17 protein-coding genes and 1 tRNA gene are annotated in these 21,735 nt (G+C 61.8%); 6 read left to right on the top strand and 12 right to left on the bottom strand.

What is annotated here, in order from left to right; translation table 11 throughout:
* Positions 1-2: 2 nt before the first annotated feature.
* Genes AC3WW4_RS07615 through AC3WW4_RS07600 form a run of 4 tightly spaced genes read right to left on the bottom strand, consistent with a single transcriptional unit; the run spans position 3 to position 4,685 of the window.
* Entirely contained in the window at positions 3-1,508 is a 1,506-nt protein-coding gene (locus AC3WW4_RS07615) for a TIGR03016 family PEP-CTERM system-associated outer membrane protein (protein ID WP_488827781.1), read from the bottom strand.
* Positions 1,505-2,482 carry an XrtA-associated tyrosine autokinase gene (locus AC3WW4_RS07610; RefSeq protein WP_488827779.1) on the bottom strand — a complete coding sequence of 326 codons (978 nt, stop codon included), beginning with the start codon at positions 2,480-2,482 and terminating at the stop codon, positions 1,505-1,507. The genes AC3WW4_RS07615 and AC3WW4_RS07610 overlap by 4 nt, the downstream gene beginning before the upstream one ends.
* A 6-nt stretch (positions 2,483-2,488) precedes the next feature.
* Positions 2,489-4,048, bottom strand: a complete 1,560-nt coding sequence (locus tag AC3WW4_RS07605) for an XrtA system polysaccharide chain length determinant (protein WP_488827778.1) — start codon at positions 4,046-4,048, stop codon at positions 2,489-2,491.
* A 52-nt stretch (positions 4,049-4,100) separates the two neighbouring features.
* Complete coding sequence (locus AC3WW4_RS07600) at positions 4,101-4,685, bottom strand: XrtA/PEP-CTERM system exopolysaccharide export protein (protein ID WP_488829704.1); 585 nt, start codon at positions 4,683-4,685, stop codon at positions 4,101-4,103.
* A gap of 382 nt (positions 4,686-5,067) precedes the next feature.
* Between AC3WW4_RS07600 and AC3WW4_RS07595 the strand changes: the two genes are divergently transcribed.
* Positions 5,068-5,559 carry a low molecular weight protein-tyrosine-phosphatase gene (locus AC3WW4_RS07595; protein ID WP_488827777.1) on the top strand — a complete coding sequence of 164 codons (492 nt, stop codon included), beginning with the start codon at positions 5,068-5,070 and terminating at the stop codon, positions 5,557-5,559.
* A 94-nt stretch (positions 5,560-5,653) separates the two neighbouring features.
* On the top strand, positions 5,654-6,295 hold the full coding sequence (locus AC3WW4_RS07590) for an RBBP9/YdeN family alpha/beta hydrolase (protein ID WP_488827776.1): 642 nt from the start codon (positions 5,654-5,656) through the stop codon (positions 6,293-6,295).
* A gap of 38 nt (positions 6,296-6,333) precedes the next feature.
* Here AC3WW4_RS07590 and AC3WW4_RS07585 read toward each other — a convergent pair whose 3' ends face one another.
* From AC3WW4_RS07585 to nirB, 3 genes are read right to left on the bottom strand one after another with little or no spacing between them, the layout of a single operon-like run.
* On the bottom strand, positions 6,334-7,650 hold the full coding sequence (locus AC3WW4_RS07585) for a nitrate- and nitrite sensing domain-containing protein (RefSeq protein WP_488827775.1): 1,317 nt from the start codon (positions 7,648-7,650) through the stop codon (positions 6,334-6,336).
* Between the two features lie 49 nt (positions 7,651-7,699).
* A complete protein-coding gene (gene nirD / locus AC3WW4_RS07580; protein WP_488827774.1) occupies positions 7,700-8,086 on the bottom strand; it encodes a nitrite reductase small subunit NirD in 387 nt (128 codons plus the stop codon).
* Positions 8,087-8,110: 24 nt separating this feature from the next.
* Positions 8,111-10,639 (bottom strand): nitrite reductase large subunit NirB, encoded by a 2,529-nt coding sequence (gene nirB, locus AC3WW4_RS07575; RefSeq protein WP_488827773.1) that lies wholly within the window; start codon positions 10,637-10,639, stop codon positions 8,111-8,113.
* 368 nt (positions 10,640-11,007) lie between these two features.
* Between nirB and leuE the strand changes: the two genes are divergently transcribed.
* The 4 genes from leuE to AC3WW4_RS07555 all read left to right on the top strand — a co-directional run bounded on the left by leuE (position 11,008) and on the right by AC3WW4_RS07555 (position 17,588).
* Positions 11,008-11,691, top strand: a complete 684-nt coding sequence (gene leuE / locus AC3WW4_RS07570; RefSeq protein ID WP_488827772.1) for a leucine efflux protein LeuE — start codon at positions 11,008-11,010, stop codon at positions 11,689-11,691.
* Positions 11,692-11,995: 304 nt separating this feature from the next.
* Positions 11,996-15,235 (top strand): autotransporter domain-containing protein, encoded by a 3,240-nt coding sequence (locus AC3WW4_RS07565; RefSeq protein ID WP_488827771.1) that lies wholly within the window; start codon positions 11,996-11,998, stop codon positions 15,233-15,235.
* A gap of 63 nt (positions 15,236-15,298) precedes the next feature.
* Positions 15,299-16,750, top strand: coding sequence for a TIGR03032 family protein (locus AC3WW4_RS07560; RefSeq protein ID WP_488827770.1), 1,452 nt, complete (start codon positions 15,299-15,301; stop codon positions 16,748-16,750).
* Positions 16,751-16,757: 7 nt separating this feature from the next.
* The gene (locus AC3WW4_RS07555) at positions 16,758-17,588 is read left to right on the top strand and encodes an AcvB/VirJ family lysyl-phosphatidylglycerol hydrolase (RefSeq protein ID WP_488827769.1); all 831 of its coding nucleotides are present in this window, start codon (positions 16,758-16,760) and stop codon (positions 17,586-17,588) included.
* A 2-nt stretch (positions 17,589-17,590) separates the two neighbouring features.
* Here the strand turns inward: AC3WW4_RS07555 and cysC are convergent, their stop codons facing one another.
* The 5 genes from cysC to AC3WW4_RS07530 all read right to left on the bottom strand — a co-directional run bounded on the left by cysC (position 17,591) and on the right by AC3WW4_RS07530 (position 21,719).
* The gene (gene cysC, locus AC3WW4_RS07550) at positions 17,591-19,279 is read right to left on the bottom strand and encodes an adenylyl-sulfate kinase (RefSeq protein WP_488827768.1); all 1,689 of its coding nucleotides are present in this window, start codon (positions 19,277-19,279) and stop codon (positions 17,591-17,593) included.
* A 128-nt stretch (positions 19,280-19,407) separates the two neighbouring features.
* Positions 19,408-19,497: transfer RNA gene (locus tag AC3WW4_RS07545), tRNA-Ser, on the bottom strand.
* Between the two features lie 37 nt (positions 19,498-19,534).
* Positions 19,535-20,680 carry a branched-chain amino acid ABC transporter substrate-binding protein gene (locus AC3WW4_RS07540; RefSeq protein ID WP_488827767.1) on the bottom strand — a complete coding sequence of 382 codons (1,146 nt, stop codon included), beginning with the start codon at positions 20,678-20,680 and terminating at the stop codon, positions 19,535-19,537.
* A 53-nt stretch (positions 20,681-20,733) separates the two neighbouring features.
* Positions 20,734-21,288: a hypothetical protein gene (locus tag AC3WW4_RS07535; RefSeq protein ID WP_488827766.1), complete on the bottom strand. Its 555-nt coding sequence runs from the start codon at positions 21,286-21,288 to the stop codon at positions 20,734-20,736.
* The gene (locus AC3WW4_RS07530; RefSeq protein WP_488827765.1) at positions 21,285-21,719 is read right to left on the bottom strand and encodes a DNA polymerase III subunit chi; all 435 of its coding nucleotides are present in this window, start codon (positions 21,717-21,719) and stop codon (positions 21,285-21,287) included. The genes AC3WW4_RS07535 and AC3WW4_RS07530 overlap by 4 nt, the downstream gene beginning before the upstream one ends.
* Positions 21,720-21,735: the final 16 nt, after the last annotated feature.

The following is a 21,735-nucleotide window of genomic DNA, read 5'->3' as shown; positions in this document are numbered from 1 at the left end:
GGTCAGAAACGGTGAAGGATGTTGCCGACCAGCGCGTTCTCGGAGTACGGGTTCAAGCCACTGTTGGAGTGGAGCCGACGCACCTGGACGCTGCCGGAGGTACGACGCCCCAGTTGGGTGCTCATGCCCAGGGACAGCGTGTACTGCGAGTTGCGTTGGGTATCCAGATCGCCCTGACTGCGTTGCAGCGCATACGAGGCATTGGCCGAGGTCACGGGCGTCAGGCGGTGGGCATACAGAAAACTCAAGGTCTCTGTCTTGACCTGGGAGGTGGTGTCGAAGTCATCGCCCAGGGTCAGGTTATTGAGCAAGCGGTTGCTATGACCACGCGCGTAGCTCGCAGTGAAGGTGCCACGACGCGCTGTCATCAGCACCGAGAGCTGTTGTTGGCGCTGCAAGGTGGCCTGCGACACGAGGAAGGACTGGCTGACCAGCAGATTGCCGGGCAAACCACGGCTTCGCAGATCAGCCTGCACCAGTTGAGCCCGCTTGATCGGATCAGGCTCCAGCGTGATGTACAGCGCATCGAGCAGGTCGTACAGCGTGCCAAGCGACGCATTGACATTAGCGTTCGGCGAGGTCGACACGTCGCGAACATCGGACACGCGCACCACCACACGCGCCGCACGGTGTTCGAACGACAGGTTGTGCCCCCTGCCGAAGTAACGGTCGTTCACGCCCGCTGACAGTGTGGTGCGGTCAGACGGACGCCAAGTCAGGTCCACGCCGTAATTTGAATAACTCTTCTTTTCGGGCGTGAGCACATCGTTGGTTTCCTGCCCAACGGTCAGCCCCGTGATCCACTGCGGCGACCAGGCATAGGAAAACCGCCCAATCACGGAGTTGGACTCGGTCGAGCGACCCTGGTCGTAATCGACTTTCTGTTGGTCAGCCAACAGCGACCAGCCGGCCGCCCCCACCTGACGCGCGAGGCGCCCTGACCAACCTTTGGTGTCAGAGTCACTGCGTGCATTGGACTTGCTCTTGGTTCCCTGCACGCGGTAGCGTGCCTCGTAGGTCACGTTGGAAGGGAACTGCCCTCGCACATAGGGCGAGACGCTGTAGGTGGCGGTCTGAGTCTGGTTGGCGTTCGTCGTCGGTGACCCGGCCACGGGGCCAAAGGCCGAGATGAGTTGCTGCGACACGTTGCCGGTCACATCCACAAACGCCCAGTTGTCGATGGCGTTGATCTGCGCATTGGTGTTGAGGCGATGCTGGAGGTCGTCACCCCCGGTGTTCTGCAGACGATACAGACCACTGAGTGCGTAATCAAAAAAACCCTTGACCCGCGCCTGGTTGGTGACCACGCGGATGCCGGGGCTGACCTCCAGGGTCTGCTCACTTTGAGCCTGACCAGCCCGCAGCTGGGCATTGTCGGTAGCGGTCATACGCAAATCGATGCGTGGCTCGACCCAGAGGGCGGCTTGCGGTGGCGCGTCGGACTGGGCCCAGGCTGGACCCAGTGCGGCGAGCGCGGCACCGCAACACCAGCGGTGCCAGCGCTTCATGATTGCACCTCGGCTTCGGCCACGGCTTCGCGCTGCCCTTGACCATAGCCGTAACCATAGCCATAACCGTAGCCATAGGCCTCCTGGTCCGAGCTGCGGGCCTGGTTGAGAACCATCAGCTTGACCGGGCAAGACTCAATGGTCGAGAGCGCATGCTTGACCTGGGACTGCAGGGTCTTTTCAGCCTGCACGACCATGACGATCTGCCCCATGTGGGTGGCCAGCACGCGGGATTCGGTGGTCAGCAACAGCGGCGGGGAATCGAAAATGATGATGCGGTCGCTGTAGCGCTTACCCATGTCATCGACGAGATCGGTCATGGCCGCGCTGGCCAGCAACTCGGTGGCCTGCGCATGAGGCGAACCGCTCGGCAACAGGGTCAGGTTCTCGATGTTGGTGCGCAGCAGCACCTGCGACATCTCCAACTTGTCGTCCACCAAGAGGTCAAGCAGGCCCGGGCCTGGCGGCAAACCCAGCACCTTCATGATCGACGGACGCGCGACATCGGCGTCCACCAACATCACCGTGTAGTCCATTTCCATGGCCATGCTCAAGGCCAGATTGACGGCGGTGAAGCTCTTGCCCTCCCCCGGCATGGAACTGGTGACCATGATCAGGTTGCCGCTCTGAACGACCGATGCGCCCTTGCCTGTGGCGTTATCGATCAGCGGCCGTTTGATGACGCGGAACTGGTCGGCCACCATTGAGCGTGGGGCATTGGGCGTGACAAAACCGGCCGCCGTGAGACGCTCAAAATCGAGCTGAACGACCTTGCTGCCCACCGACGCTGCCATGCGCGGCCGGCTGGAAGACGCCGCCTCGGCTGCCGGCTGAACTCGGACAGGCTCGGGTGCAGGGGCAGGTTCTGGTGCCGAGACAGGCGACGCAGATGCGACAGCTGCCGCTGGCATCTGGGCACCCGCCTGTCGGAGTTGTTCGAGCCGCTGGGCTGCTTTTTCAATGGAATTGGACATGGTCAATCAACTGAAGGAGCCCGTTTGGTAAGCCAGTATGGCCATACCCATCGCAAACAATGCCACCAGCGCCACCAAGGCCGCTGCAAAGCGCTTCAGGCTGTGGCGCTCAGCCTGCCGGTAGGCCGGGCCCGTGACCAGCGACACCACCCCCAGCAAGGGCAGATCGGTGGCGCTACGCAAGGCCGACGCTTCAAAGAAGACCGGACGCACCTGGCTGAGCAAGAAGGTGAGGCCCAAACCAGCGGCCAAGCCGGCCAACAGTGCCAGCGGCAGCAGCAGCAGGCGATTGGGCGCCACCGGCTTGTTGACTGCGCGGGGCGGGTCGATCACTCTGAAGTCGGCGAAGTTGGAAGCGTTCTCCAACTGGCCTGAGAGGTTGGCCGACTCGCGACGGGACACCAAGTCGTTGTAGTTCTTGCGGTGAATCTCGTAGTCACGGTTGAGCTGGGACAGCTCCGCCTCGACCTGCGGCGCCACCTTCATCTGCTCCTGCGCACGGGATGCACGGCCGGCGTACTCGCCGACGCGGGCCCGCAAGGAGGCCACTTGCAACTCGGCGGCAGCCAAGGTCCGGCTGTACTCCATGACCGCAGGAGATGCATCGACGTACACCGACTTGGGCGAGCCGGCGGCGGCCTGACGCAAGGCCGCAATCTCGCGACGCTTTTGCTCTTCCAGTTCACGGATCAGACGACGTGCGTTCGTCACATCCGGGTGCTGATCGGTGTAGCGTTGCAGGAGGTCGTCGAGGTTGCGCCGCTGTGCTTCGATGCGCGCATCGATCTCGGGGGTGGCAACGTGGGTGGTCGGGTCAGACAGCTTGGGCGCAGCGGAGCGAGCCAACTCGAGTTGACGCCGCGCTGCGTCGCGTGCGCTTTCTGCTTCGCGCAACTCCAGGCGCGCGGCACTGAGCGAGCTGGCGATGTCGGACACCCGCCCGGCGGCATCCATGTCACCTTGCGACTGCAAGGCAATGTTTTTCAGCTTGAACTCTTTGAGGCGGGTTTCTGCCTCGATCAGCTTGCCTTCGTAGGATTTGATCTGCTCGTCCAGAAAGCGGCGTGCGGTGTCGGAGTCGGTACGAGACGCCCCCATGCTCGACTCGACGAAGATGGTCATCAGCGCCTGCACCACCCGCTGGGCACGCTCAGGGGTGTCATCGCGGTAGGCCAGCGTGTAGAGGTTGTCGCGACCCGCCATGCGAATCTGGATGCTTTTCATCACCTCGTCAACGAGCGCGTCCTGTGCTGCTTTGGAGCGCGTCCCCAGGTCGAGGTCGGCCGTGCGGATCAGCTTTTCCACCGTGGGGCGACTGATCAGGGTACGGCTGAGCATGGCCACCTGCTGCTCAACGTCGGGCTGCACAGCCAGCCCCGACATCAGCGGACGCAAGATGGTTTGCGTGTCGACATACACCCGAGCAGAAGCTTCGTAACGGTCCTGCATCAGGAAAACCATCACTGCCCCAACCAGCGCCACCACCCAGCAAGCGGCCACCCCAAGGCGCCGATACTTCCACATCCCCCTGAGAATGGTGGACAGTTGTTTTATGAGTTCATCCATGCAGACAACGCAGACGGTAAAAGATCAGGACATCGCTTGAGTCAACCCGCGCTCAGAACCAGCTCTGAGGAATGATGAGAATGTCACCAGGCAAGACTTCGACGTTGGCCGCGATGTCGCCGCGTTTGAGCAGATCGTTCAAACGGACGGTGTAGCGCTTATTGCCTTCGGCGGCCCGCACGATGGTGGCGTTATTGCCGTCCGCATAGTCTGTGAGTCCGCCCGCAGCGATCATCACATCCAGCACCGTCATCTTTTGCTTGAAGGGCAGGAACTGAGGCTTGGCCGCTTCACCCACCACGCGAATCTGTTCGCTGTAGGGGCCCACGAAGCTGGTGACAATGACGGTCACCACCGGATCGCGAACATACTTGCCCAGTGCCTGCTCGACATCGCGCGCGATCTGCGTGGAGGTCTTGCCTTGGGCGACCAGTTCATCAACCAGGGGGGTGGAGACCTTGCCGTCAGGGCGCACCGGGACTGAACCTGACAGCTCAGGGTTGCGCCAAACGTTGATGCTCAGCGTGTCCCCTGGGCCGACGATGTAGTTGTAGTCGGGTGAAGCCGCGCCGGCCGGCGCTGCGGGATGCCCGCCAAGGTTGGCACAACCGGTCAGCGCGACCGAACCCAGGACCAGGGATACAGAACCCAAAATGGTCCAACTTCTGGATGTCAACAGCTTCAAGGCGAGCTCCTGCGATTTGTAAATACCGATAACTGGTTGACTCGAATGTAGCGCAGTCCGAGGCGGACATAAAGAAACTTGACCACCCACCCCCGTACTTGCCCTGAGACATCCCTCATAAGGGGGGGGGCGACTGACGTAAAGAATGACGTGTGCCAAAAGTATTACAGGCATCTCGCAAAAATGATTTGAATGGAAACACACACCAAATCGCTTTAACAAAATAGATGTCAAACCAAATCAACCCCGCGATCAGGGGGTTTTGACGCTGCGCGCGGTTGCTGGCTGAGGCCGCCACTCGCCCGCGCCAGCGGGTCGCTAAAATTGGAGGCATATGTATCGCATCCTTCTGGTCTGCTTGGGCAATATCTGTCGCTCCCCGATGGCCGAGGCCGTGTTCCACGATGTCCTGGCGCGTCGCGGTCTGGCATCGATGCTGCAGGTGGACTCGGCGGCGATCGGGCGAAGCCATCTCAAAGAAAAGCCGGATCGGCGCGCCATCGCCTGCGCCTTGAGCCATGGTTACCGGCACATTGAGCAGATCCGCTCGCGCCAGGTCAAGCCGCAGGATTTTGCGCAGTTTGATCTGATCTTGGCGATGGACGAGAGTGTCCTACGCGCCCTGCAGCGGCAGTGCCCGGAGGACGCTCGGCACAAACTGGACCTGTTTTTGCGCTTTGCTGGTCACGATGGCTCACAGGATGTGCCGGACCCGTATTACGGCAATCCAGAAGGCTTCGTCAAGGTGCTGGCCCTGTGCGAGAGTGGGGTGGCCGCCGTTGTGAAGCGGCTCGAGGTGGAGCGACCCGCTCGCGCATGGGACTGAGGTGATCTGATCACCCACACCTTATTTGATTTGCGCATACCAGAATGCGTATTCATTGCTTTCATCACATATGCCTGCCGCCTACAGTGGGTGCATGAACCCGTCCTCGCCCTCCTCCTTGCTGCCCATCGCACAAAGACATCAGGTGCGTGTGCTCATCATTCCCGGCCTGCGCGACAGCGGCCCCACGCATTGGCAAACCTGGCTGCAGAGCCAGTACCGTGGTGCCGTGCGGGTGCAGCAACGTGACTGGTTCGCCCCCGACCTGGATGAGTGGGCCCAGAACATCACGGAGACCCTCGGGCGGTTCGGGGCGCACACGCAATGGATTGCCGTGGCCCACAGTTTCGGCTGCCTGGCGCTGGCAATGCATCTGGCCTTGCACGCGCAAGCGCAGGACGGGCTGGGCGGCATCCGCGCCGCGCTGATGGTGGCGCCCGCGGACCCGATCAAGTTTGATGTCGCGCACCGCTTGCCGACCGATGGCCTGCACATCCCGGCGACCGTGATCGGCAGTGAAGACGACCCGTGGATGCCCCTGGAGCAGGCGCGGACCTGGGCACAGGCCTGGGGGGCGCGCTTTCAGAATCTGGGCGCCGTCGGTCACATCAACACGGACTCCGGTTTCGGGCCCTGGCCACTTGCGCGCTACAAGGTGGACCAGATGATCCGTGACCAGCAACGGGCGCATCGGCTGGACCGGGTGCACCCGATGGAGCTGAGTTACGCCGTGTGAGCAAAGATGGCAGCGAGCAGCTGCGCAGCCGATCAGCTTTAGTGCATGTCGGGGCGAGGCCCGAAGACCAGATCAGGCAAGGCCAGCGCGGCCTCGGCCACATCCACCAGCTTGCGGTTGTGGTCCATGGAGGTTTTCTGCAGTGCACGGAAGGCTGCATCTTCGGTCAGGCCCATGCGCGCCATCAGGGCCCCTTTGGCGCGTTCGATGAGCTTGCGTTCGTGCAGCGCGCGCCGGGCAGTCTCCAGCTCGGACTCCATGCTGACCAGCCGGGCCGTTTGAGCTTGTAGCACCTCTTCCAGCGACGAGATCTTGGCGGCATCGGGAGCGCTCGCGGCGGTGTCGCTCCCGCTGTCTGAGGTTGAGCCCAGTACCGGCGCCGCATCGGGTTGCTCGGCGGTGTTGAAGAAGCGGCTGACGGCATGAGTGTGCGGCGGCGGATTGTCACGCAATTGCCTGAGGAGCCCCTCCGAGTCCCGCAGGTCCTGCTGGGTCAGATCGAGCTGCGCGGCACAGGCCTGACGCAATCCTTCGACGAGCTCGACCTCGCACTGCCACAGTGCGGCAATGCGCACGCTAGCGGCGTCGAACCAGCTGTCGCTCAGGCGGACATCCAGCACGGTGCCGTGGCGGGCGGTGCACAAGATGCGACGCAGGCGCTCCAGCATGGCCACATTGGGCGTCAGCTGGTGCTGCTGCCACTGGGCTTGCAGGGCGGGCGGCGCAAACTCTTCGAACACCTTGAGACTGTGCTCCTGGGCGTCAATGAGTTTGACAATGCGCAGTTGCTGGGTCTCGCTGCAAGCGCCCGAGGCGAAAAGCGCCCCCCCCACAGCGCGCTCCTGACCGGCGGCCTCTTTGCCCTGGATCAGGTGAACCAAGGACACCAGCTGACGCGAGATGCCGGGATGGGGCGCGGCATCGGCCAGTTGGTAGATGAGCTCGACCAATCCGGCGATCACGCGGCTGTATGCGGCCACCGCTTCGTGGGCGGTTGGGATGCGTTGATCAATCTGCAGGCGCAGTGCGGCCAGGGCCTGCAGGTCCAGCAGCACCCAGGCCATCAGAGAAAGGGTTCGGGCGGTGGCGCCTTGTGTGAGCCTGGCTTGCTCGTTGAACAGGGTGCGCAAGCTGGCTTCGACAGGGTGAACCGCCGCGAGCGCCGCCTGGCGCTCAGCCTGAAACCGCTGCCCGGCGGAAGCGAGGTAGACGCTGGTCGCCCCCCGTTCATGTTGCAAGGCGTCGATGAGCTGACCGACCACCCCGGCGAGCTCGACCCGCTCGGCCAGATGTCGCACGGCATCGAGCTCCAGTTGCTTGGCTCGCAGGACGAGATGAGAGGCGGACAGGGTCATGAGCGAGCGAAGGGATCACAAAAACGAGAGGGCCAGGGTGAATCGACGCTCACGCCAAGGCCACCCTCACCTGGCCAGCTTGAATGCTGACAGGGTGCGTCTGCACCGAGTATGCGGGGGACTCCAGGCATTCGCCACTGCTCAGTTCGATATGCTGTTTGTACAACGGCGAGGCGACGACGATGCGCCCACCCAGGCTGCCAATCAAACCCCGCGACAAGACACTGGCGCCCGTCTTGGGGTCCACATTGTCCAGGGCAAAGAACTGGTCTTGCCCGACGCGAAAGACAGCAACGTGGCGCCCGGCCACCAAGGCGCACACCCCGGTGTTGGGCACGATGTCGTCCACCGCGCACACGGAGGTCCAGGCGCTCACTGTGCCCGAGGTGTCCACTGCGTCCGCCGCGGCTTGGAAATCCTGAATGACTGCGTTCATGTTGTTCTCCTTCCAGTGAGGGGCTCAGGCGGTGATCTCGTCGGTTTGTGCGGCGTGCTCTTCGGGGCGGGCCGGACGGATCTGGCCGCGCTCCTTGACGAAGACGATACGTTCGTCCTTCGCGTCGCTGTTGACGAAGGAGCGGAAGCGCTTGCGCACCTCCGGGTTGGTGACCGCCGTCTTCCACTCGCACTGGTAGGTGTTGACCACGTGCTGCATCTGGGCTTCCAGCTCGGCACCCAGGCCCAGACTGTCATTCAGGATCACGTCCTTGAGGTAGTCCAAGCCGCCCTCCAGGTTGTCACGCCAGGTGCTGGTGCGCTGCAGGCGGTCGGCGGTGCGGACGTAGAACATCAACACGCGGTCGATCATGCGCACCAAGTCGTCTTTGCTCAGGTCGGAGGCCAGCAGTTCAGCATGGCGTGGCTTCATGCCGCCGTTGCCACACACGTAGAGGTTCCAGCCCTTTTCGGTGGCGATGACGCCGATGTCCTTGCCCTGCGCCTCGGCGCATTCGCGGGTACAGCCCGAAACGCCGAACTTGATCTTGTGGGGCGCGCGCAGGCCCTTGTAGCGGTTCTCCAGCTCGACGGCCAGGCCCACGCTGTCGCCCACGCCGTAGCGGCACCACGTCGACCCCACACAGCTTTTGACCGTGCGCAGGGACTTGCCATAGGCGTGCCCGGACTCGAAGCCCGCCGCGATCAGTTCCTCCCAGATCAGGGGCAGTTGCTCGACGCGCGCGCCGAACATGTCCACTCGCGCCCCCCCAGTGACCTTGGTGTACAGGCCGTACTTCTTGGCAATCTGGCCCACGGCGATGAGGCCGTCGGGCGTGACCTCGCCGCCGGGCATGCGGGGCACGACCGAGTAGCTACCGTCTTTCTGAATGTTGCCCAGGAAGTAGTCGTTGCTGTCTTGCAGGCTGGCCAGGTCTTTCTTCAGGACGAAGTCGTTCCAGACCGAAGCCAGGATGTTGGCGGCGGTGGGCTTGCAGATGTCGCAGCCCAGGCCTTGACCGTGCTTGGCCAGCAGTTCGTCGAAGGTGTGGATGTTGCCCACGCGAATCAGGTGGTAAAGCTCCTGGCGCGAGTAGGCGAAGTGCTCGCAGACGTGGTTGTTGACCGCCATGCCGCGCTTGCTCATTTCGGCCTTCATCACCTGGGTGACGAGGGGCACACAGCCGCCGCAGGTGGCGCCCGCTTTGGTGCAGGCTTTCAAGTCGGCGATGGTGGTGACGCCCTCCCCCACGGCCGCGCAAATCTGCCCCTTGCTGACGCTGTTGCACGAGCAGATCTGGGCCGTGTCGGGCAAGGCATCCACCCCGAGGCCTGGCTTGGCCTGTCCATCGCTGGAAGGCAGGATCAGGAACTCGGGCTTGTCGGGCAAGGCAATGCCGTTGAGCGCCATCTGCAGCAAGGTGCCGTATTCATCGGCGTTGCCGACCAGCACGGCACCCAACAGCTTCTTGCCATCCTCGCTGACGACGATCTTCTTGTAGACCTGATGGATGTCGTCGTTGTAATGAAAACTGCGGCTATGCTGCGTCTTGCCGTGGGCATCGCCAATGCTGGCGACGTCCACGCCCATGAGCTTGAGCTTGGTGCTCATGTCAGCGCCGGTGAACGCGGCCTGCGCATCACCCGCGATATGACGTGCGGCCACGCGGGCCATGTCGTAGCCGGGCGCCACGAGACCAAAAGTTTGCTCGTTCCACGACGCGCACTCACCAATGGCGTAGACGTGGTGATCGCTGGTGCGGCAGTGGTCGTCGATGACCACGCCCCCGCGCGGCCCGATGGCCAGCACGCACTGGCGGGCCAGGTCATCGCGCGGACGGATGCCAGCCGAGAACACGATCATGTCGGTCTCGTGGTAGCTGCCATCTTCAAAGACCATGCGGTGGCGGTGCTCGGCCCCGTCCACGATTTTCACTGTGCTGCGACTGGTGAGCACGCTCACTCCGAGCGCCTCGATTTTGTGGCGCAGGATGCGGCCCCCGCCCTCGTCCACCTGCACGGCCATCAGGCGCGGCGCGAACTCGACCACATGGGTTTGCAGGCCGAGGTCGCGCAGGGCCTTGGCGCATTCCAGGCCCAGCAAACCGCCGCCCACCACCACGCCGGTGCGGGATTTGGCGCCTGCCACCTTCATGGCTTTCAGGTCTTCAATGGTGCGATAGACGAAGCACTTGTCGCGGTCGCGCCCAGGGATCGGGGGCACGAAGGGCGTAGAACCGGTGGCCAGCACCAACTTGTCGTAGGGCAGCACCTCGCCGTCGGCGGTGGTGACGGTGCGGTCGCGGCGTTCGATGGCCACGGCGCGAGCGGCCAGACGCAGTGTGAAGCCGGTGCGCTCGAAGAAGCCGGGTTCGACCACGGACAGGTCTTCGGCCGACTTGCCGGCGAAGTACTCAGAGAGGTGCACTCGGTCATAGGCCGGGCGGGGTTCTTCGCACAGCACCGTGACCTCGACGTTCTGCAGGCCCGCCTCAAACAGGCTCTCCAGAAACTTGTGACCCACCATGCCGTGGCCAACGACGACGATTTTCATATGCACTCCTGCGACGCGTTAGGGGCGGTGTCGCCCACTCGGTCAGGCGACAGCCGTGGCTCTCCGGGCAAACGAGCAGATGTGCTCAAGCCTGCCCAGGAGACCAGAAAGCAAAAAAGGGGACCGGGCAGCCGAGCTGCCTGCATGGATCTTGCGCATCAAACTGATGCCCGCCGTCGTTAGCGGAAACCATGTCTGTGCGCTGAGGCGACGCTACCTGCGGGCACGCGAAGGAGTAAGCAACATGCGTGCCCGCCGACAACGCGACCGGCAGGCCGTGCAGCTCGCGAAGCGCACCGCAACGCAGCGCCCCATCCTGGGTCCGATCAGCCAGCCGCACAAAAGCGGTGCGCGTTGCTCCGATTACCATGCCGGAGTCAGACATCCAGCAACTGCATCCGCGCTCCATGGTCTACGGCATCACCGATCTCACCACCTTCGTACTGGGCACCATCTTCATCGTGCTCTTGCCGGGCCCCAACTCCCTGTACGTCATGAGCGTGGCATCGCAACAAGGCATGGTCGCGGGCTACCGTGGTGCGTTGGGCATTTTCATGGGTGACCTGATTCTGATGACCCTGGCCGCCACGGGCGTGGCCTCGCTGTTCCAGACCCACCCGGCGCTGTTTGTCGGCCTGAAGTATGCAGGCGCCGCCTATCTCGCATTTTTAGGCTTGGGTCTCTTGCGTGCCGGCTTCACACAGTGGCAAAACAAGACAGTGAGCGCCCCCCGCGCTGCCCCGGCCAGCGGCAAGCCCTTTCAGGTGGCGCTGCTCATTAGCCTCATGAATCCGAAGGCGATCCTGTTTTTCGTGTCCTTCTTCATCCAGTTCGTGTCGCCGACCTACGCCCGTCCGTGGCTGTCGTTCCTGATCCTGGGTGCGATTGTTCAGGCCTGCAGCATGGTGTACCTGTCCGCGCTCATTCTGGGCGGCAGCCATCTGTCCGGTTTGTTTCAGCGCCAACGCCGACTGGCCGCCGTGTGCACGGGCGGTGTCGGGGGCCTGTTCATTGGCTTTGGCGTCCGCTTGGCGGGAACCGGACTCGGTTAACGCTCATATCTGCGGTTTTCTCGACCGCCTGGCTTTTTGCTCCGAAAGCGGACGTATTGACTGCTTCGTAAATGCGAAACCTTTTCGCCGCGCATCAAAAATCAAACTGAGCGTTGCACCCAACGATCGACAGCATTTGGGTGGCGTCCGAAAACACCAGAAAACCGGAGCTGCAGCAAACAAAAGTAGCAAATTTACCACCACCGCACTGCTCAATGCTTAATACAGATCGTTACAAACGATTAAGTTGTAATAACATTTGTAAGGTTAATAAAACACCCTCACTTCAACAAGGCTTTAGAGCATGAACAGCAGTAACGGATCGATGAACCGCATGTACCGCGTCGTCTGGAACGCCACCACGGGCGTGTGGCAAGCGGTGGCCGAAATGGCGAAAGGCCGTGGCAAGACCAAGAGCATCGCCGTGACCGGCGCAGCGGTGGGAGGGCGGTTGCTGGACCTGCGACGTTCGACGCTGCAGGCCGCCGTCCTGGCCGCGCTGGGGGCCTCTGCGACCCCGGTCATGGCAGTCGCTTTTTACAACTTCACCCCGACGACGATCAACACCGCGGTCACCGGCACCCAGAGCGCCTACAATTTCTCCCTCGCAACCCTCAATGTCACTGCCTCGGGATCGGTGCAAGCAACGGACGCTCCGGCGGTCTCGGTGTCGAATTCCGACGACAACGCCAATTCGACCGAAATCACCAATGCTGGGACGATCAGCGCCAGTGCGAGCATCAGCGCTCCGATCAGCGCTGTCTACATTGCAACTGACGATTCCTACTTCGGAACAGGCAACCTCACTCTCACCAATCGCGGCACCATCTCTGCCACCTCAGGAGGCGACGCCACCGCCATTGAGATCAGCAATCAAGGCGGCTTGACCAACATCAACAACGAGACTGCGGGGAGGATCACCGCCAGCAGCACGGCCGGAGGCTCGGCCTTCGGCGTGCGATTCAGCGGTGCTGACCTGTCAACCGACTCTTTCATCACCAACGCGGGAACGATCACCGTCACTGCCACAGGTGGGAACTACGCTGGTGTCTATGCCACGGGTATCGATGTCAGCGACCTGAGTGACTCATCCACTGTGTCCAACAGCGGCACGCTGACCGTCTCTGCCACTGTTGGGCACAACGCTGTTGCCTATGCCACGGGTATCGATGTCAGCGATCTGTATGACTCGTCCAGTGTGTCCAACAGCGGCACGCTGACCGTCACTGCCGCAGGTGGGGACGACGCAGGTGTCCAGGCCACGGGCATCGACGTCGGCGATCTGTATGACTCGTCCAGTGTGTCCAACAGCGGCACGCTGACCGTCACTGCCACAGGTGGGGTCGACGCAGGTGTTCAAGCCACGGGCATCGACGTCAGCGATCTGTATGACTCGTCCACTGTGTCCAACAGCGGTACGCTGACCGTCACGGCCACTGCCACAGGTGGGGTCCACGCTAATGTCTATGCCAAGGGTATCAATGTCGGCGATCTGTATAGCTCGGCCAGCGTGTCCAACAGCGGCACGCTGACTGTCTCTGCCACAGGCGGGGACAGCGCCTATACCTCTTCTGCCACGGGTATCAATGCCGACGATCTGCATGACTCGTCCAGTGTGTCCAACAGCGGCACGCTGACCGTCACTGCCACAGGTGGGGACAACGCCTATGTCGTTGCTACGGGTATGGATTTCGACGAAGTGAATGACTCGTCCAGTGTGTCCAACAGCGGCACGCTGACCGTGACCGCGACTGCAGGTGACTTGGCCTACGCGCGCGCAACGGGCATGCGGTTGAACGAACTGCGTGACAACGCCTCCATCACCAACTCCGGCACGATCACAGTGAACACCCAAGGCCCGGCCACTGCCAACCTCTGGGCTACCGGCATCATCGTCAGCAATGGGGACAGCACTGCCAACATCACGAACAGCGGCACCATCACCGCCACCATCAATGGCGCCGCAGACGGGCGCGCCTATTCGATCTACAACGATTCCTCCGCGACGATCCACAACACCGCCACGGGCAAGCTGAACGGCAATCTTGTCACTGGTGGCACGCTCAACAACGCCGGCACCATCAGCCTGCCGCACAACGCATCGGCTTTTGTGCGTGACTTCGTCAACAGCGGCACCTTGGAAATCGGGCTGTTGACGGATGGCACGACGACCACGCACTCACAGCTCAATACAGAAACCGCGACCTTCAACGCGGGTTCCAAGATCAACGTGAACGTGTTGGCGGCCTCCACCAACCAAGGTTTGCTGGTCGGGCAGACCTTGGACAACGTGGTGGTGGCGAGTGACACCCTGACCCTCAATGCCACGCCCGTGGTCACTGACAACTCGGCCTTGCTCAATTTCGAGTTCGTGCAAGACGGCAACAACATTGACTTGAATGTGGTTCAAGGCACCACCATTGTGGACGCCACGATCGCTGGCAGTGGCAATGCGAATGCCGTTTCGGCGGCTGCAGCGTTGCAAGCCATTCAGGATGCCGGTGCGTCTCCGGCCATGAACCCCGTGTTTGCCGCCTTGAACGCACTGCCCACCGATGCCGCCGTGGCGGGCGCGGTCAACTCCTTCACGCCCGCGGTCACCACCACGGCGGTGGGGGTCGGTGCAGTTGTGGCCAACAACGTTCAAAACATTGTGGGTCAGCGCCAGAGCATCAACATGCTGGGTGCCAGCGGATTGAACTCGGGCGATCCCTTGCTGGCCAACCGCACGGTGTGGTTCAAGCCTTACGGCTCATGGGGCAAGCAGGATGATCGCGGCAGTCTCTCGGGCTTTAACCTGAAGACAGGGGGGGTCGGCTTGGGCTTTGACGGTGAATACCGCCGCAACCAGAAGCTGGGCGTGGCCTTGTTCTACACCAACGCCGATGTGGACATGAGCAGCGTCGCCCAAAAGGCCGACATCGACGTGATCACGGGCCTGGTGTATGGCAACCTGGCGCTGAGCGACAAGACGCAGTTCCTGTTCCAGGGTGGCTACACGCAGCAGCACACTGACACGTCGCGCGCCATCGAATTGCTGGGCGAAACAGCTCGCGGCAGCTACACCGCCAAGGTTCTGAACGTCGACCTGAAGGTGCAGCATGATGTGCAGGTATCCGAGCGCCTGTTGGTGCAACCCACGGTGTCGGTCACTTACCGGCACTTCAAGACCCCGTCATACAAGGAGACAGGCTCGTCGGTGAACCAACAAGTGGACGGTTTCAGCCGCTCGCAAACCACTTTGGGCATTGGTGCCGGCATTCAATATGCCCTGGATACGCAGTCGAAACTGCTGGGTCACGTGAAGCTGGGCCGTGACACGCGCAGCAATGCGATGATCGTGAACACCTCATTTGAAGGTGCGCCGGGGGTCAAGTATGCAACGCGCAGTGCTGACAACGGCCTCACCAGTTACGAGCTGGGTTTGGGGTTTGAGCGTCGCGTCAGTGCGGTGAGCTCACTCAACGTGTCAGTGTCCCATCAAGGGCAAGGCGGCGGGTTCAAGAACAATGGGATTTCGGCCACATACAGCCTGAAGTTCTGACTGTTTTACCCTTGACCACAGAAGCCTCGGAAACGAGGCTTCTTTTTTTGCGATCATGGTTTCATGAGTATCCAATCTAACCAGAATGCGGGCAGTGCCCCTGCACCGGCCATTCAGAACATCGATTTCACCTATGCGATGAACATCGTGGAATTGCTTCAGCGTCTGAAGGCCACGATTGTGATGAGCACCTACCAGAGTGGCAAGCTCATGCTGATGGGCGCGCGCGAGGGACAGTTCGAGTTGCGCTACAAGCAGTTTCCCCGTCCCATGGGCATGTATGCGCAAGACGGGCGCCTGTGGGCCGGACTGGGGCACGGCATCTACCAGTTTGCCAACTTCAGTGCAGTGGCGCCCAAGCTGGGGACCTTTGATGCGTGTTACCTGCCACAGAGCATCCATTACACCGGCAACATCGACATCCACGAAATGGCGCTGTGCCAAGACAAGCTGTACTTCGTGAACACGAAGTTTTCCTGCCTGTGCGTGATGGGCCCCAACCTGAGCTTCAAGCCGGTGTGGAAGCCACCATTCATCACCCTGCTGCAGCCGCTCGACAAATGCCACCTGAACGGCTTTTGTGCCCGCGACGGCGTGCCGCGCTATGTGACGGCGCTGGGCCGAACGGACGAGCCACTGGGCTGGCGCGCCAACAAGGCTGATGGCGGCATCCTCATGGACATCCAGAACAATGAGGTGCTGGCCGAAGGCCTGAGCATGCCCCATTCACCGCGCTGGCACCAAGGACAGTTGTGGCTGCTGGAGTCAGGCAAGGGGGCGTTGTCGCGCTACGACTTTGACACCCGCCAGGTCATTGAGGTGGCCAGCCTACCTGGATTCACCCGTGGGCTGGACTTCGTGGGCGATTTTGCGTTTGTGGGCCTCTCCAAGGTGCGAGAGAGCGCCACGTTCAGCGGCCTGCCCATCACACGCCTGCCCAAGCGCATCAGTGGCGTCTGGGTGGTCAACATCAAGACGGGCAAAGTCGCGTCCTACGTCGAGTACACATCAGGCATTGACGAGGTGTTTGCAGTGTCGGTGCTGCCACATGCCCACATGGAACTGCTGGACGCCGACAGCCCGCACTCGCAGGCCAATTACCTGATCGCGACCGAAGACGTAGGCCAGGTGCGCATGCCTGAAACCCCCTTGGAAGTGGCCACACCGCATTTCGAGCGCGGCAATGACCTGATGAACGAGCAACGCAAGGAAGAGGCCATCGAGGCTTTCCGCCAGGCTTTGACCATTCAGCCGGACTTGTTGCCCGCCACGTTCAACATGGCCGTTGCCCTGGGCGATCTGGGGCGCTATGACGAGGCCGAGCGCATCTTGCTGGATGTGCTGGAGAAAGACGCTTCCATTTTGCAGGCCTACGACTCGCTCGGCTACGTCAGCTACAAGAAGGGCGACTTTGACGCGGCTCGGTCGTATTACCAGAAGATCTTGTCGCTGGAGCCGCAAAACAGGAAAGCGCTGAACTCTCTGTCCATTGTGGTCAGGGAACAAGGCAAGTGAGGCTGGTGTGTGGAGCCGACCGATACTGTGGGTGGTTTGTCTGGGATTGGCTGCATGCAGCAGCCTGCCCACCCCGCAAGCACGCAAGGCCAAAGCGGACGATCTGGCGGCGGCTCACGGCTGGCAAGCCTTTCCCCTTCGCACAGAGCGTTTTGACCTGCTGGCCTACGCCCCCACCCCGATCCGCCCCATCGAGACGCTGACCATCTACATCGAAGGTGATGGTTTGGCCTGGATCGACCACGCCACCCCGTCCGACGATCCGACACCTCTGGAACCACTGGGCTTGAAGCTGGCGTTGGCCCAAGCTTCGGGTATGGCAGTGTATATAGGCCGTCCGTGTCAGTATGTGGGGGCCACAAGCCACAGCTGCACACCAGCATATTGGATGCAAAGGCGTTTTGCACCAGAAATCATCGATGCGATGGACCGGGCCGTAACCACCATGCAGCAGAGATGGGGGGCACGGCGCCTGGTGTTGGTGGGGTACTCCGGCGGTGCGGCGGTGGCAGCGATGGTCGCTGCGCGCCGCACGGATGTGACGCGGCTGATCACAGTGGCGGGCAACCTCGACCACCGTGCCTGGACGACCTACCACCGGGTCAGCCCTCTGGACGAATCGTTGAATGCCGCAGATATGGTCGCGGCCATCGCACGGGTGCGTCAAGTGCATTTCGTGGGCGCACGCGATGCGGTCGTTCCCCCCACTCTGGCATTTCTTTGGCCTCCTGGCATTCAGGGGTCACAGGGTGCGAATGTCAGGGTGATCGATGGGTTTGATCACCGGTGTTGCTGGGCTGAGCACTGGCCGTCGTTGATGCCACGCGACAGGGACTGAGGCTAGAGATGCCGCAGGATGTCCGTCAATGAACTGTTGCTTGAGAACCTGATTTCGGGGTTGATGGGCGGCTCGTAGGGGCTGTTGATGCCCGTCATATTGGGGATCTGGCCGCTGCGGGCCTTTTTGTACAGCCCCTTCGGATCACGCTGCTCGCACACCGCAAGGGGCGTATCGACAAACACCTCAATGAAGTTCTCATCCTGGATCAGCTCTCGAGCCATTTCCCGCTCTGCCCGAAACGGACTGATGAAGGCGGTCATCACGATCAATCCTGCATCCATCATGAGTTTGGCTACCTCAGCGATACGGCGGATGTTCTCGACACGGTCGGCATCGGTAAAGCCCAGATCCTTGTTGAGCCCCTGGCGAATGTTGTCGCCATCGAGAATGTAAGTGTGTCTGCCTTGGGCGTGCAGTTCCTGTTCCAGCGCATTGGCCAGGGTCGATTTGCCTGAACCCGACAGACCGGTCAACCAGATGACCTTGCCTTTGTGGCCGTTGAGTCGCTCTCGATCTTGTCGGGTGATGCTGAGCGCCTGTCGTTGAACGTTCTGAGCGCGCCGCAGGTTGTGCTTGACCCAACCTGTTGCCACGGTGGCCCGTGTGAATTTGTCCACCAGAATGAAGCTGCCTAAAGTCCGCGAAGCTGCATAGGCATCCAGCACCAAGGGTTGACTGAGCGCCAGATTGGTGGCGGCAATGTCGTGAAGTTCCAATTGTCGGCACGCCTCATGGGCCAGCGTATTGAGGTCGACGCGATACTTCAGCGTGGTGATGCTGGCATTGGCCCACTGGCTGGCCAACTGAAACTCATACGTGCGCCCCATCAGACCGGGCTCCTCGGCCATCCAGATCAGCATGGCCTCAAACTGGTCTGTCATCTCGAGCGGCTGATCGGCTCGCGCCAACACATCCCCACGCACGGCAGCCACGTCGCGATCTAGAACCAGGGTGATGGTGTCGCCCGCGTGCGCGTGAGTCAGGTCGCCGTCCGACGCCGCCATGCGCACCAGCCGGGCCACCTCGCCGGATGCGGTGATGCGCACCTCATCCCCCACCACCAATTGACCGGAAGCCAGTGTGCCGTAGACGGCATGGCCGACTTCCTGGCTGTGGTTGACCTCCTGCACCGGAAACACCAGCTTGTCGCCAGAGGGTCTGGGCGCTTCCAGAGTCGCCAGGATTTCCATGAGCGATGGGCCTCGGTACCACGACATTCGCGCCGAATGTGAAGTGACGTTGTCACCGTTTAGCACCGACAGCGGTATCGCGGTCACTTGGTCCAAACCCAAGCGCTGCGCCAAATCATGGAAAGACGCGTGGATGGCGTCAAACACCTGACGGTCGTAGCCCACCAGGTCCATCTTGTTGACAGCCACGATGACGTGCTGGATGCCCAGGAGAGATACAAGGTGCGCGTGACGGCGGGTTTGCGTCCCCACCCCGAGCTGCGCATCGACCAGCAATATGACCACATCTGCCATCGAGGTGCCCCGGGGAGCGTCAACGATGTGATGCCCTGGCTCCTGCAACAGGCGTGAGATCAGGGTGCGCTTACCTGCTTCGGAGGTGCCACAGGTCCTCAAGCGCAAGCGGTTTTTACCGACTTGCAATGTGGGCCCGGCAAGCACGCTCTCCGGGTCACCCGCAAGTGGCGTTACGAGCACGGGCTTTGCTGGGTATGCCATCAGAAATGATCCTCAGCTTCATTCAGTCCAGGCAGTTGGACCAGCCGGCGTCGATCTTACGGTCATGGAATCGGACAGCCCAAGAAAGCAAAAAACCCTAAGTGACGGAATCACTTAGGGCTTGCATCTGGCGGAGAGGGCGGGATTCGAACCCGCGGTGGGGATTAACCCACACACGCTTTCCAGGCGTGCGACTTAAACCGCTCATCCACCTCTCCGAAGCCCTTAACTATAGCAAGTTTTTGACTGCCTGATTCAGTTCACAGCGACTTTCTTGCCATCTTTGTAGACGTACAGCGTCAAGGCCGGGTTCTTCAGGTCGCCTTGCGGCTCGAACACAACTTTGGCGGTCACCCCCTGGTACTGGGTGGTGGCCAGCTTGGGCCCATACGCCTTGGGGTCGACCGAGTTGGCGCGCTTCATGGCGTCCACCAGCACCATCGTCGCGTCGTAGGTGTAGGGGGAATAGACCTGGAACTGCTTGGGGAACTTGGCGTCGTAACGCGCGCGCCAGTCCTTGCCGTTGGGCATCTTGTCGATGGCCGCCCCACCAACCGCACACACCACGTTGTTCAAGGTGCGCGCGCCGCTGGCCAGGTCCTTCAACTTATCGGTGCAGATGCCATCGCCCCCAAACAGGTAGGCTTTGGTCAAGCCCAACTGTTGCATCTGGCGCAGCATGGGGCCGGCCTGCGGGTCCATTCCGCCGAAGAAAATGCCATCTGGCTTGCGGCTCTTGATGGACGTCAGAATGGCCATGAAGTCCACAGCCTTGTCGTTGGTGTATTGCTGGCTGACGACCTCGATGCCCAAGCTCTTGGCTGTCTTGGCAAACACGTCGGCCACGCCCTTGCCGTAGGCTGTCCGGTCGTCAATGACCGCCACCTTCTTGACCTTCAACACCTGTGCCGCGTATTGCGCCAGGCCCGCGCCCAGGGCATTGTCATTGGCCAGTAGGCGGTACACGTTCTTGTAGCCCAGCTGCGTCAGCTCGGGGTTCGTGGCCGAGGGCGTCACCATGGGCAGGCCGCACTGGCTGTACACCTTGGCGGCCGGAATGGTGGTGCCCGAGTTCAGGTGGCCGACCACGCCGTTGACCTTGGCGTCGCAGAGCTTTTGTGCTGCGGCCGTACCCTGCTTCGGATCGGCGGCATCGTCTTCGGCGATCAGCTCGAAACGCACTTTCTTGCCGGCGATCGTGACCCCCTGCGCGTTGAGCTCATCCACCGCCATGCGGGCACCGTTCTCGTTGTCACGCCCGTAGTGGGCCTGAGGGCCCGACACGGGGCCAACGTGGCCGATGCGCACCACCGTTTGGGCCTGTGCCGAGTGAGACACCACCGCCGCCACCACGGCCGACACCGCCAGAACCGAACGACCCGCCTTGGGGAAACACGCCATGAAGAACTCCTTGTGAAGGAAACAATAGTCAGACGAACACAGCTCTGAGCGCCTCAGCGCTGGCGCAACTTGGCCAGCTCCTGCGCCACCGAACGGGTCACCACGTCACGCATCGTGAGGCTGAGTTCATCGCGCATGTCGCGGATCAACGCCTCGGTGTGACGCGCCAGGATGGGCGTCAAGGCCTCACGCAGACGGAACTCCAGCATGCTGTCGACGCGCCGCTGCACATCCACCATGACGCGCTGCACGACTTGCTCGTGGGTCAACTCGGCCGGCTTCACCGGCATCGACGCCACGACTTCGGAGGTCAACACGGGCTCACTGAGCAAAGGCACATCACTCAGATCAAGTGGGGGCTGGCCGAACTCAGGTGTCGCCGTCCCAGCCTCCGGGTGGGTCGGCAACACCAGGGTCTTGAGGGGCACCCAATCCGGCGCGTCCTCTTTCTCCGGCAGGTTGCGTGTCACGATCATGTGAGGCGGTGCATCACCCAGTACGGGTGCGGGCGCAGGTGCCGTATCGGTATCCAGATGCAGGGGCTCGACCTCAATGACTTCGGTCAAGGTGGGCACATGCGGCAGATGAGGGCGATCAGTCTCGTTCATTCTTTGACCTCGTGAGGGTTCACCTGCCAGCCCTTGGCAGCGTAAGATTTCCAGCGCATGCGGCCTTGCTGGCGATCGTTGGCCTCGTTGGAGACGATCTCGAACAAGCGCACAAATCGTTCACAGCCTACCGGCAGCGTCTGCCCGATGTTGACCAGCACGCCACGCTCACCAGGTGCCGTGGCCGGGTCAACGGTCAGCCAGATGGGCGTGCTGTGCTGTCGCACCGGCACCGCCCCTTCGGACTGGGCCAGCACATGCGGCACGAACTCCCGGTCTTCAAACACCCAGAGCTGTCGATCGAGAGCCTTCAGCGCCGCAGCGTCGCCCGTCACCACCACCTGGGCGCCCGCACGGTAGGCCTTGCGCAACAGACGGCAGGCATAGGCCAGCTTGTCGGAGACGCCGTGGTGAAACTCGACGATGCTCATGTCTACCCGCCCCCTA

The sequence above is a fragment of the Aquabacterium sp. TM01 genome (genome assembly GCF_057808345.1).
Note: the sequence above shows the minus strand (reverse complement) of the source record. Positions and strands in the feature narration are given on the sequence as shown.